This window comes from Streptomyces sp. NPDC056486 (genome assembly GCF_042795295.1).
Lineage (GTDB): Bacteria > Actinomycetota > Actinomycetes > Streptomycetales > Streptomycetaceae > Streptomyces.
This window is the reverse complement of record NZ_JBHTSF010000047.1, coordinates 14,906-25,867: the sequence shown is the minus strand read 5'-3', so window position 1 is coordinate 25,867 and position 10,962 is coordinate 14,906. Positions and strand designations below refer to the sequence as shown.

Here is a 10,962-nt window from a genome sequence, read left to right as displayed (position 1 = left end):
AGCCTTGAGGCCATGGACGCTCAACTGGTCGCCTTCACCGGAGTCGCCGCGGGCATGGTCGCCGTGCCGGGCGCCGACTTCGCCGTGGTGGTACGCAACGCCCTCGCATCGCGCCGCGCCGGAATCGTCTGCGCGATCGGTGTCGCGGGCGGGCTCGTGGTGCACACGGTGCTCGCGGTGGCCGGGGTCGCGGCCGTCCTGGCGGCGGTCCCCACGCTGTTCCGGGTGCTGCAGATCATGGGCGGGGCTTATGTGCTGTACCTCGGGTACCGCGCGCTGCGGTCGGCGGCGCGTGCGCCGCAGAGCTTCGGCGCGCCGGAGGGTGAGGAGCGGTCAGCAGCCGGGGGCAGTCTGCGGCAGGGCTTCCTCACCAACGCCCTCAACCCCAAGGCACCCATCACCTTCCTCAGCGTGCTGCCCCAGTTCGTACCCGCGGGCAGCCCCGCGATGCCCAGGACACTGCTGCTCGCGTCCATCATCGTGGCCCTGGCCCTGGTGTGGTTCCCGGTCGTCGCGCTCCTGGTGGACCGGCTCGGCCGATGGCTGCGGAGGCCGCGTACGGCTCGTGCGATCGAGGGCGGCACGGGCGTCGTGCTCAGCGTCCTTGGCCTGGTGCTCCTGGCCGAGGCCCTGACGGCGTGACGCCGTCCGACCCGCCGGTGCCGCTGCCGGTGTCGTCGTCGTACTCGCCCTTGCCCGCGCCGCGCACCAGGACGGGAAGCAGGCCCCAGAGGCCCGCACACACCACAAGGGTGCCCGCGCTCGCGATGATCCCACCGGTGCGGCCCACCGCCACGTCCACGACCAGGAGCACGGAACCGGCGAGCGCGAACACCAGGACCACCATGCCGAAACCGGCGAGGCGGGACGACACCCGCACGATCCGCGGCTTGGAGTGCTGCCCGAACAGCGACCTGTGCACGGCGGCCGGTGCGGTGAACAGCGCGGCGGACAGGACGGCGAGCAGCAGTGTGGTGACGTACGTGGCGCGCTGCACCGTGTCGAGCGAGGGGAAGCGTTCGGTGAAGGCGAGCGTCAACAGGAACGCGAAGAGGATCTGCACCCCGGCCTGTGTGACGCGCAGCTCCTGGAGGATCTCGGAGAAATTGCGGTCGGCGCGCTCGAAGCTCGTCTCGTTGCGCGGAGGCGGGTCGCCTGCGATGGGGGCACCGTTGTTTTCGGCCATGGCGCACGAGTATCCGTGTGGGCGCCGTCCACGCCTGGCGGGCGCGCCGATCAGAGGGCCTGGCGTGGGCCGGGCGAGGGCCGGCAATGGATCGGCCGAGCGGCGGCGGCAGCCGTGAGGCCCCCGCCGCCGTCCGACAGCTGACGTTCAGTGACGGGTGATCAGCGCACCCTGCCGTACCAGACGCTCTTCGTCCAGATCTTCTCGAGCCGCACCACGGTGTTCGACTTCGGGGCGTGCCAGATCCGGCCCTTCCCGGCGTAGATGCCGACGTGGTAGACGTTCCGGCCGGAGTGGAAGAAGACCAGGTCGCCGCGGGAGCGTTTCGACGCCGAGACATGGCGGGTCTTGTTGTACTGCTGTGCGGCGGTGCGAGGCAGCTTCTTGCCCGCGCGCTTGAACGAGTAGAGCGTCAGGCCGGAGCAGTCGAACCTGTGTGGCCCCGTCGCTCCCCAGCGGTACGGCGAGCCTTTCTTGGAGGCGGCGATCTTGAGCGCTTTGGTCCCGTGCGTCGCGGCCTCTGCCTCCGTCGTGAGCCCTGGGGCCACGAGGGTGCCGCCTACGACGGCGAGCGTGAGGACCGATACGGAGCCGGCCCTGGCGAGCAGCGACGGAACATGATTCAGCGCGGTCATGCGCAACCCTTCGTCAGCCGCCTGTGAAGGATGACCTGTCGGATTCGGGCTGGCGAAGTTGCCCGGCCGCGGTGTGCGGCTTCACCCCAAGGGTCGGCGTCCGGACCTTCCGGACCGACCCGTCATGCCTGGGTCCTCCACTCCTGCCGATGCACCGATGTCGACCGGTCATCCGGGTGGCGGCAGGACTCGGCGTCCGCCCGGACCGCCCCGCCGCTGTGGCGGGGGCTTGTCGTCGGAAGGGATCTTGACCCGTCAAGGGTGCGAATTCCGAGCCGAAACGGCGTTTTGTGAGGCTCCTCACGGCTGAACCGTTCGGGTGGACAAGGTCTGATTCGGGACCGGACCGAGGAACCCGACGATCGTTCGACCAGCACCGGAACGAGGAATTCCGGCCATCGCGTACACATCTGACGCAACTGCAGACGGCACAAATGACTACGAACGTCTACGCCGAACGAGGTAGCCCGTTTGGTTCGTTTGAGCCCCGTCCCGGACGGTTCGGGCGTCAGAGCTGTGGTGATGGGTGCTCAGGATGCCGACGGGGGTGGCACGGTGACCCGCCCGGCTCGCCGCTCGCCGTCGAGCACACGTAGCGCTCGGGCCAGCGTCGGCGCGTGCACGGCGCTCTCGCCCCGCTGGTGCATGAGCGTCAGGGCGTCCCGCAGTGCGGTTGCGCTGCCCACCAGGGCCTGGGCCGCGCGCAGCCCGCCGTAGGTGTCCGAGGCGCGCGCCGGGTTGATCCGGCCGACCAGGTCGACCACTTCGAGGTATCGGTCGATCAACTCGCCCTCGGCGCGGGTGAGTGCGGGCAGGGGAGGAAGCTCGGGCGGCAGCACCGGTGGCTCACCTCGCGCCCGGGGTGCGCGGGGATGACTTGCGGCTCGCGATGATCCGGTCCACCAGGCCGTACTCGACTGCTTCGGGGGCGCTGAGGATCTTGTCGCGCTCGATGTCGGCCGCGACGCGCTCCGGGCTCCGGCCCGTGTGCCGGACGAGCAGCTTCTCCAGTTTGGCCCGGGTGCGCAGGAGCTCTTCGGCCTGGATCGCCAGGTCGGTCGCCTGACCGTGGACCGGCTCGGCGAGCGAGGGCTGATGGATGAGGACCCGGGCGCCGGGCAGCGCGCATCGCTTGCCGGGGGTGCCCGCGGCAAGGAGGACGGCGGCCGCCGACGCGGCCTGGCCCAGGCAGGTCGTCTCCACGTCGCACGTGACGAACTGGATCGTGTCGTAGATGGCCGTCATCGCGCTGAACGAGCCGCCGGGGGAGTTGATGTAGAGCGAGATGTCGCGGTCGGGCGCCTGGTGTTCGAGGTGCATGAACTGCGCCATCACGTCGTTGGCGGAGGTGTCGTCGATCGGCGTCCCGAGGAAGACGATGCGCTCTTCGAGCAGCTTCGAGTACGGATCGACGGTCCGCTGTCCCGTGCTGGTGCGCTCGGTGAACTCGGGCAGGACATAGCGGGCGAACGGTCGGTTCATGGCACGTCTCTCCTCTACCGGGGGTCGGCTGCCCCAAGGCTTCCTGTAAAAAACGTACAGGACGTACGTAACGTCGTGGTGAGGAGCATGTTCGGGTGATCCGCCGGAGTCAACAGACGGGCCGTGTTTCAGCCGCTCGCTGAAAGCGCATGCCGAGAACGCGGCAACGAACGCCAGCAGCCCACCGCCCCGAGCCGAAAGCGTCGTATGAGCCCTGAAGAAGCCCACCGAGTCCCCGGCGCCGCGGAGCTCGTTCACCTCACCGCCCGCGAGCTCGCCGCCCGGATCCGCACCCGCGAGCTGTCCGCGCGAGAGGTCGTCCAGGCGCACCTGGACCGGATCGAGCAGGTCAACGGCGCCGTGAACGCCGTGGTGACCCTCTCGGCGGAGCGCGCGCTCGACGAGGCGTACACCGCCGACGAACAGACAGCGCGCGGTGAACCGCTCGGCCCGCTGCACGGGCTGCCCATCGCCCACAAGGACACGCACGACACCCGCGGAATCCGGACCACCTACGGGACGCCGCTCCTGGCCGACAACGTCCCGGACCGCGACGAGCTGATCGTCGAGCGCATCCGCGCCGCCGGGGCGATCACCATCGGCAAGACCAACGTGCCCGAGTTCGCGGCCGGTTCGCACACCGTCAATCCGGTCTTCGGCGCCACCCGCAACCCGTACGACCTTCAGCGGTCGGCGGGCGGCAGCAGCGGGGGAGCGGCGGCGGCGCTCGCGTGCGGAATGCACCCCCTGGCCGACGGCAGCGACATGGGCGGCTCCCTGCGCAACCCCGCGTCCTTCTGCAACGTGGTGGGCCTGCGCCCCTCGCCGGGCCGGGTGCCGAGCTGGCCGGACACCACCCCGTGGTCGACGATGGCCGTGCAGGGGCCGATGGCGCGCACGGTCGCCGACGCCGCCCTGCTGCTGTCCGTCGTCGCCGGGCCCGACCCTCGCTCGCCGATCGCCCTGGAGACACCGGGGAGTGCGTTCGGCGGATCACTGGAGCGGGATCTGACGGGGCTGCGGATCGCCTGGTCGCCTGACCTGGGCGGAGCGGTGCCGGTCGACCGCGAGGTCACCGACGTGTTCGCGCCCGCTGTCACGGTCTTCGCCGACCTCGGGTGCACGGTCGAGGAGGCGTGCCCTGATCTCTCCGGCGCCGACGAGGTGTTCCGCACCTTCCGCGCCTGGCAGTTCCATCTGGCGCTCGGCGAGCTTGTGGAGACCGCGGCCGACCGGATGAAGCCCAGCCTGGTCCGGAACGTACGGCAGGGGCGAACGCTCACCGGCATCGACCTGGAGCGGGCCACCGTGCTGCACGGCGAACTGTTCCACCGCGTAAGGGAGTTCTTCGAGCGGTACGACGCCCTGATCCTGCCGACCAGCCAAGTGGTGCCATTTCCCGTCGAGTTGGAGTACCCGGCCGAGGTCGGCGGGGTGTCGATGTCCGACTACCTGGAATGGATGCGCTCGGCGTATCTGGTGTCCGCGACCGGCAGCCCGGCGCTGTCGGTGCCCGCCGGCTTCACCCCGGCCGGACTGCCGGTCGGGCTGCAGATCGTCGGGCCGCACCGTGCCGATCTACGGGTTCTGCAGATCGGTCACGCCTTCGAGCGGGCCACCCGGCACGGCCGGCGCAGGCCGGAGTGCGGCGTTACGCGTTCGGGCGGCCGGGTACTCGGACGCAATGAATCGCTTGGAGCAACTGGAGCATCCGGACAAGAGTCTCGTCGATGAACTGACGCGAGCAGCCCGCGAGGCCGTACGCGACGAGCTGAGAGAGCAGACACGAAAACAGCGCCGCAAGGCCGCGCTGTACGCGGGGGCGGGTGCCGTCGGCTTCTACGCGGGTGCCGCACTGGCGCTCGCGTTCGGCCTCGTGCTCGCCCTTGGGCTGCCCGACTGGGCGGCCGCGCTGATCACCGCGGTGGTACTCGGTGTCGTGGCCTATCTGCTGCGCGGGGCGGCCCGTCCTTCCGTGGCTCCTCCGCCCATGTCACCGCCGACGGCGCCTGAACGGCCGGTGACACCGCCGACCGTGGACGCGACGCATCCGGGTGTGGATCCCGAGGTGCCGCACCGTTGGGGCCAGTGAGCCGAGGTACCTCGCTGTGGATGTTTGGCCAACGAATTACGGGCCACCCGTGAAGAAGAGGTGGCCAACGTGAACACATCGTCAGATCCAGCGAAGAGGAAGACGAGTTCGCAGAACTCGCGAAACTCAACTGAACGCGCGGAAAGCGGGAAGACCGAACGCGCGGAGAACAGCAGGACCGAACGCGCGGAAAGCGGCAGGGCGAACAGTCGGCCAGGCCCCATGGAGGTGCTGCGCACGGCGCGCACCCAGCTCGCCGAGCTCACCGGGATGGCCGCCGAATCCGTGTCGTCCTTCGAACAGACCGAGGACGGCTGGACGTTGGAGATCGAAGTCCTGGAACTCACCCGGGTACCGGACACGATGAGTCTCCTCGCGAGCTACCAGGTGGAGTGCGACCCGCAGGGCGAACTCCTGGGCTACCGGCGCACCCGCCGCTACGAACGCGGGCGCGCCGACTCCACCAAGGCCGGAGGCCGTTAGAGCCCGCGCCGCGCGGGATTCCGCAGCTCTCTTCACAGAGCGGCTCCCTCCACGGAGCGGCTCTCACCCCAGACTTCCCAGACTAAGGAGGGTCGGTCGGCATGACCGTAGTCCCTGCACAGCAAGGAGGCGGATCGGGAGGCACCAGTGGCCTCTACGACGTCCTGGAGCTCGTACTTGACCGCGGGCTCGTCATCGACGCCTTCGTGCGTGTCTCGATCGTCGGCATCGAGATCCTGAAGATCGATGTGCGTGTGGTCGTCGCCAGCGTCGACACCTATCTGCGCTTCGCCGAGGCGTGCAACCGCCTCGACCTGGAGGCAGGCCCGCACAAGAGCCCCGGACTCCCCGACCTCGTGGGCGAGATGACCGAATCCGGTGCGCGCGGCAAGTCCAAGGGTGCACTGTCCGGTGCCGCCGAGACCATCTCCGACGCGTTCAAGCAGTCGCGTGAAGAGGGCCAGTCGGAGCCCCGCCCGCGTGCACGCAAGAGCACGTCCGCGCGCAGGAAGGAGGAGCAGGAATGAGTACGTACGTCTACGGAATCACCGCGAGCTCGCACCCTTCGCTCCCCGAAGGAATCGGCGGCGTGGGAAAGCCGGCACGCCCTGTGCGCATCATCAAGGAGGGCGACCTCGCGGCCATCGTCAGTGACGCGCCCGAGGGGCTCCGCGCCAAGCGCAATGACCTGCTGGCCCATCAGAACGTGCTGAACGAGGCGGGCGCGGCAGGTCCGGTCCTTCCCATGCGGTTCGGCAACGTCGCTCCGGACGACACGGCCGTCGCGAGCGTGCTCGCGGAACGCGCCGAGCACTATCGCGAGCGGCTCACGACACTGGCGGGCAAGGTCGAGTACAACGTCAAGGCCAGCCACGACGAACAGGCCGCGCTGCACCGCGTGATGGCCGACAACGCCGAGGTGCAGTCCCTCGCCGAGAGCAACCGGCAGGCGGGCGGCGGCAGTTACGAACAGAAGTTGCAGCTCGGCGAGATGGTGGTGGCCGCGCTCCAGAGCCGGGAGGCCGAGGACGCGGTGGAACTGCACCGCCTTCTGGAGCCGACGGCGCACGCCGTCAGCGTGGGCCCCGAGTCCACCGGTTGGCTGGCCAACCTGTCGCTCCTGGTGGAGCGTGACTCGGCCGGGGCGTTCCTCGACGCCGTCGAGGAAGCGCGCAAGAGCCATCCGCACGTCGAACTGCGTGTCAACGGCCCACTGCCGCCCTACAGCTTCGTAGAGCCAGGACCCTCCGATCCTGCGGGAGCCACGCCGGAGGCCATGGGCTCGCAGAGCGGCCGGGAGTAAGCACATGGGACTGATCGGTGAAGTACTGATGCTGCCGTTCGCCCCGGTGCGCGGCGGCCTCTGGGCGGTGAGCCAGGTACTCGCCGAGGCCGAGCGCCTGTACTACGACCCGGCCACCGTCCGGTCCGAACTCGCCCTTCTCGAGCAGCAGCTCGAGTCGGGGGAGATCGGTGAGGAGGAATTCGACAGCCGGGAGGACGAGTTGCTCGACCGCCTGGAAATAGGCCTGCGCACCGGCGCGGGAACTGACAACGGGACCACATGATGAATCGAGTGGGATTGGGCCTCGCCATAGGGGCCGGATACGTCCTAGGGCGTACGAAGAAGATGAAGCTGGCCTTCGCGGTCGGCACCATGGTGGCCGGCAAGCGGATGAATCTGAGCCCGCGTGCCCTTGGGGACCTGCTGTCCCAGCAACTGCAGAACAACCCGCAGTTCAAGGAGATCGGCGACCAGCTGCGCGGGGACCTGCGCGGGGTCGGCAAGGCGGCATCCGGAGCGCTGGTCGAGCGGCAGATCTCGAGCCTCGCCGACCGGCTGCACGGACGTACGGCAGATGTGCGGGACCACCTCGCGGGCGTGACACCGGACGTACCGGGGCGCGACAGCGAGGACGAGGCCGCCGAGGAGCCGGACGACGCGTACGAGGAGTACGACGACGACCGGGATGACCGGGACGACGAGGAGTCCGCGGAGGCGCAGCCCGAGGAGCGCGAGGAGAGCGAGGAGAAGCCCCGGCCGAGGAAGAAGGCGCCCGAGCAGAGGGCCGCCCCCAGGAAGGCGCCGGCGAAGAAGAGCCCCGCCCGTAAGACAGCGGCACAGAAGAGCCCTGCCAGGAAGACGGCGAAGAAGGCTCCGGCCAGGACCGCGGCGAAGACCTCCGCGGGCCGCGCCACCGGAGCCCGGTCGCCGAAGGAGGGCGGTCGTGATGAGTGACACCCTGAAGTCCGCGAAGGACGGCGCCAAGGAGAATCCGCTCGCCGGTATCGCGCAGAGCGAAGCCGCCGACCGGCTGAAGTCGGAGGTCCAGGACTATCTCGGAGCCCAGGCCCAGCGTCTGCTCGTCGGAGTGGGTCACAAGCTCGGCGAGACGACGGGCAAGCTCAACGACATCGCCGAGGGCAACAGCCCGGGGTTCGCCAAACTCGCCCTCGACGGCGGCCGCAAGATGGCCGAGGGCAAGGGGCCGCTGCGGTCCGCCATCGAGGTCGGTGCGGGGCGTGCCAAGGACAATGTGATCGGCGCCTTCAAGAACATGACCGGCGGCAAGGGCCGCCGCAAGGGCGGGGCCGGCCAGAAGCCGACGGTCATCATGGAGTTCGTGGACGTCGGCGTGCCGCTGCGCACGGCGTACGACCAGTGGACCCAGTACCAGGAGTTCAGCACCTTCGCCAAGGGCGTCAAGAGCGCGAACCGCGCCGACGACACCACATCCGACTGGCAGGCCAAGGTTTTCTGGTCCAGCCGGAGCTGGAAGGCCCACACCACCGAGCAGGTGGCGGACGACCGGATCGCCTGGACCTCGGAGGGCGCGAAGGGTACGACGAAGGGCGTCGTCTCCTTCCACTCGCTGGCCGCGAACCTCACGCGTGTCCTGCTGGTCCTGGAGTACTACCCGAAGGGGCTCTTCGAGAAGACCGGCAACATCTGGCGCGCGCAGGGCCGCCGGGCACGGCTCGACCTGAAGAACTTCGCCCGCTTCATCACCATCAAGGGCGAGGCGGAGGACGGCTGGCGCGGCGAGATCCGCGACGGCGAGGTCGTCCAGAGCCATGAGGACGCGCTCGAGGAGGAGCAGGGCGAGGGCGAGGGCGAATCGGAGGACGTCGCCGAGGACGAGTACGAGCGCGACGACGAGGAAGCGCCCGAGGAGACCGAGGAGCCTGAGGAGTCCTACGAGGACGAGCAAGAGGACGAGGAGGACGAGGACGAGGCGAGGTACGAGGAAGACGAAGGGGAAGAGGGAGAAGAGGGAGAAGCAGACGAGGGCGAGGACGAGGCGAAGTACGAAGAAGAAGAGCCCGCGATGAGCGGGAGTCGCCGATGACCATGGCCGGTCGGATGCCCGAGCCGTACGGGCAGGGCGGCGGCGCGAACCTGGCCGACATCCTGGAGCGAGTGCTCGACAAGGGCATTGTGATCGCGGGTGACATCAGGATCAACCTGCTCGACATCGAACTGCTCACCATCAAGCTGCGGCTCATCGTCTGCTCCGTCGACAAGGCGAAGGAGATGGGGATCGACTGGTGGGAGGACGACCCCGAGCTGTCCTCCCGCGCACACAGCAAGGAACTCACGCGTGAGAACGCCGAGTTGCGTGCCCATGTCGCCGAGCTGGAGCAGCTGGAGCAAGGCAGGTCGGAGCGACGGAAGCCGGCGCGACGCAAGGTGGAGCAAGGCAAGACGGAGCAAGGCAAGACGGAGGAAAGCACATGAGCGGACTGCGGTACGTCTACGCCATCTGCCGTCCCTTCGACGCGGCGCTCCAGGCCCAGGTGACCGGGGTGGACGGCGCGCCCCCCGGTCAGCTGCCGCACCACGGCCTGATCGCCGTGGTCGGCACCGTGCCGGAGCGGGACTTCGCCGAGGAACCGCTCCGGCGCCATCTGGAGGATCTGGACTGGCTGAGCGCGACCGCGCGCGCCCACCAGGCCGTGATCGACGCGCTCACCGCCGTCACCACTCCGCTGCCGCTGCGGCTCGCCACCGTGTTCCGGGACGACGCGGGCGTGCGCGCGATGATGGAGGAGCGGGAGGACTCGTTCCGCAGGACGCTGGAGCGGCTCGACGGCCGCGTCGAATGGGGCGTCAAGATCTATGCCGAGGCCGAGGCGGCCCGCCCGGCCGAGGAGCCGGAGAAGGCCGCTACGGGGCGGGACTATCTGCGCCAGCGCCGACAGCGCAACAGGGCTCACGAAGAGATGTGGGAGAGCGCCGAGAAGTTCGCGCGCCGGCTGCACGACATGCTCTGCGGGCACGCGGAGGGAGCCCGACTGCACGCGCCTCAGAACTCCGCGCTCTCCCGGGAATCGGGCCGCAACGTACTCAACGCGGCTTATCTGGTGGCGCGTTCGGACTCGGAGGCCTTCGTGGAACTGGTGCAAGGCGTACAGAGCGAGGAGTCAGGTCTGCGCGTGGAACTCACCGGACCGTGGGCCGCGTACTCCTTCGCGGGTGTGGATGCCGACGAGGACGGCACGCCGGACGGCGTGGCGGGGGAGGCGGGACTGTGACCGTCGTCGAACGCCGGGAGGTCGCCCTGGTCGACCTGCTCGACCGGTTGCTCGCGGGCGGGGTCGTCATCACCGGGGACCTCACCTTGCGTATCGCGGACGTCGACCTCGTCCGTATCGACCTGAACGCACTCATCAGCTCGGTGAACGAGCAAGTCCCCTCACCTTTCGAGGAGTTTCTGTGAGCGAGCGGGCGCAGGGGAAGACGGCAGGGAAGACGGCGGGGAAGAACCGTCTCGAACTCGAACCGGACACGGTGGAACGTGACCTGATCAAGCTCGTCCTGACCGTCGTGGAGCTGCTGCGTCAGCTCATGGAGCGGCAGGCCGTACGTCGTTTCGACACCGGGGAGCTCGACGAGGACCAGGAGGAGCGCATCGGGCTCACTCTGATGCTCCTCGACGACCGTATGGCCGAACTGCGCGAGCGCTACGGCCTGCGGCCCGAGGACCTGAATCTGGACCTCGGGCCGTTGGGGCCGCTGCTTCCCAGGGAGTAGCTCCAGCTCCTCGCTGAGCACACAAGCACACAGCGGACAGCAGGCAGCA

17 protein-coding genes and 1 riboswitch are annotated in these 10,962 nt (G+C 69.2%); of the genes, 13 read left to right on the top strand and 4 right to left on the bottom strand.

Going from position 1 to position 10,962, the window contains the following annotated elements; translation table 11 throughout:
• The first annotated feature begins 12 nt into the window (after nucleotides 1-12).
• The gene (locus ACFQ7F_RS20285; RefSeq protein WP_383272232.1) at nucleotides 13-642 is read left to right on the top strand and encodes a LysE family translocator; all 630 of its coding nucleotides are present in this window, start codon (nucleotides 13-15) and stop codon (nucleotides 640-642) included.
• Here ACFQ7F_RS20285 and ACFQ7F_RS20280 read toward each other — a convergent pair.
• The 4 genes from ACFQ7F_RS20280 to ACFQ7F_RS20265 form a co-directional block, all read right to left on the bottom strand.
• Nucleotides 596-1,186 carry a DUF6328 family protein gene (locus ACFQ7F_RS20280; RefSeq protein WP_383272230.1) on the bottom strand — a complete coding sequence of 197 codons (591 nt, stop codon included), beginning with the start codon at nucleotides 1,184-1,186 and terminating at the stop codon, nucleotides 596-598. The genes ACFQ7F_RS20285 and ACFQ7F_RS20280 overlap by 47 nt on opposite strands.
• Nucleotides 1,187-1,347: 161 nt before the next feature.
• Entirely contained in the window at nucleotides 1,348-1,821 is a 474-nt protein-coding gene (locus ACFQ7F_RS20275; RefSeq protein ID WP_383272228.1) for a C40 family peptidase, read from the bottom strand.
• A 3-nt stretch (nucleotides 1,822-1,824) separates the two neighbouring features.
• Nucleotides 1,825-1,997, bottom strand: a riboswitch (cyclic di-AMP (ydaO/yuaA leader).
• A 354-nt stretch (nucleotides 1,998-2,351) separates the two neighbouring features.
• On the bottom strand, nucleotides 2,352-2,660 hold the full coding sequence (locus ACFQ7F_RS20270; protein WP_383272226.1) for a hypothetical protein: 309 nt from the start codon (nucleotides 2,658-2,660) through the stop codon (nucleotides 2,352-2,354).
• Between the two features lie 7 nt (nucleotides 2,661-2,667).
• Nucleotides 2,668-3,303 (bottom strand): ATP-dependent Clp protease proteolytic subunit, encoded by a 636-nt coding sequence (locus ACFQ7F_RS20265; RefSeq protein ID WP_383272224.1) that lies wholly within the window; start codon nucleotides 3,301-3,303, stop codon nucleotides 2,668-2,670.
• Nucleotides 3,304-3,510: 207 nt separating this feature from the next.
• Between ACFQ7F_RS20265 and ACFQ7F_RS20260 the strand changes: the two genes are divergently transcribed.
• The 12 genes from ACFQ7F_RS20260 to ACFQ7F_RS20205 all read left to right on the top strand — a co-directional run bounded on the left by ACFQ7F_RS20260 (nucleotide 3,511) and on the right by ACFQ7F_RS20205 (nucleotide 10,913).
• Nucleotides 3,511-5,037 (top strand): amidase, encoded by a 1,527-nt coding sequence (locus tag ACFQ7F_RS20260; protein ID WP_383272222.1) that lies wholly within the window; start codon nucleotides 3,511-3,513, stop codon nucleotides 5,035-5,037.
• Nucleotides 4,988-5,395 (top strand): phage holin family protein, encoded by a 408-nt coding sequence (locus ACFQ7F_RS20255; protein ID WP_383272220.1) that lies wholly within the window; start codon nucleotides 4,988-4,990, stop codon nucleotides 5,393-5,395. The genes ACFQ7F_RS20260 and ACFQ7F_RS20255 overlap by 50 nt, the downstream gene beginning before the upstream one ends.
• A 69-nt stretch (nucleotides 5,396-5,464) precedes the next feature.
• On the top strand, nucleotides 5,465-5,878 hold the full coding sequence (locus tag ACFQ7F_RS20250; protein ID WP_383272218.1) for a gas vesicle protein: 414 nt from the start codon (nucleotides 5,465-5,467) through the stop codon (nucleotides 5,876-5,878).
• A 101-nt stretch (nucleotides 5,879-5,979) separates the two neighbouring features.
• Nucleotides 5,980-6,405 carry a gas vesicle structural protein GvpA gene (locus ACFQ7F_RS20245; protein WP_383272216.1) on the top strand — a complete coding sequence of 142 codons (426 nt, stop codon included), beginning with the start codon at nucleotides 5,980-5,982 and terminating at the stop codon, nucleotides 6,403-6,405.
• The gene (locus ACFQ7F_RS20240; RefSeq protein WP_383272214.1) at nucleotides 6,402-7,181 is read left to right on the top strand and encodes a GvpL/GvpF family gas vesicle protein; all 780 of its coding nucleotides are present in this window, start codon (nucleotides 6,402-6,404) and stop codon (nucleotides 7,179-7,181) included. The genes ACFQ7F_RS20245 and ACFQ7F_RS20240 overlap by 4 nt, the downstream gene beginning before the upstream one ends.
• A gap of 4 nt (nucleotides 7,182-7,185) precedes the next feature.
• Nucleotides 7,186-7,446, top strand: a complete 261-nt coding sequence (locus ACFQ7F_RS20235; protein WP_383272212.1) for a gas vesicle protein GvpG — start codon at nucleotides 7,186-7,188, stop codon at nucleotides 7,444-7,446.
• The gene (locus ACFQ7F_RS20230; RefSeq protein WP_383272303.1) at nucleotides 7,446-8,117 is read left to right on the top strand and encodes a DNA primase; all 672 of its coding nucleotides are present in this window, start codon (nucleotides 7,446-7,448) and stop codon (nucleotides 8,115-8,117) included. Before ACFQ7F_RS20235 ends, ACFQ7F_RS20230 begins: the two co-directional genes overlap by 1 nt.
• Nucleotides 8,110-9,228 (top strand): SRPBCC family protein, encoded by a 1,119-nt coding sequence (locus ACFQ7F_RS20225; RefSeq protein WP_383272210.1) that lies wholly within the window; start codon nucleotides 8,110-8,112, stop codon nucleotides 9,226-9,228. Before ACFQ7F_RS20230 ends, ACFQ7F_RS20225 begins: the two co-directional genes overlap by 8 nt.
• Entirely contained in the window at nucleotides 9,225-9,617 is a 393-nt protein-coding gene (locus ACFQ7F_RS20220) for a gas vesicle protein (protein WP_383272208.1), read from the top strand. The genes ACFQ7F_RS20225 and ACFQ7F_RS20220 overlap by 4 nt, the downstream gene beginning before the upstream one ends.
• Nucleotides 9,614-10,414, top strand: coding sequence for a GvpL/GvpF family gas vesicle protein (locus ACFQ7F_RS20215; protein ID WP_383272206.1), 801 nt, complete (start codon nucleotides 9,614-9,616; stop codon nucleotides 10,412-10,414). The genes ACFQ7F_RS20220 and ACFQ7F_RS20215 overlap by 4 nt, the downstream gene beginning before the upstream one ends.
• Nucleotides 10,411-10,599: a gas vesicle protein gene (locus ACFQ7F_RS20210; protein ID WP_383272204.1), complete on the top strand. Its 189-nt coding sequence runs from the start codon at nucleotides 10,411-10,413 to the stop codon at nucleotides 10,597-10,599. Before ACFQ7F_RS20215 ends, ACFQ7F_RS20210 begins: the two co-directional genes overlap by 4 nt.
• Complete coding sequence (locus tag ACFQ7F_RS20205; protein WP_383272202.1) at nucleotides 10,596-10,913, top strand: gas vesicle protein K; 318 nt, start codon at nucleotides 10,596-10,598, stop codon at nucleotides 10,911-10,913. Before ACFQ7F_RS20210 ends, ACFQ7F_RS20205 begins: the two co-directional genes overlap by 4 nt.
• The last annotated feature ends 49 nt before the right edge of the window (nucleotides 10,914-10,962 follow it).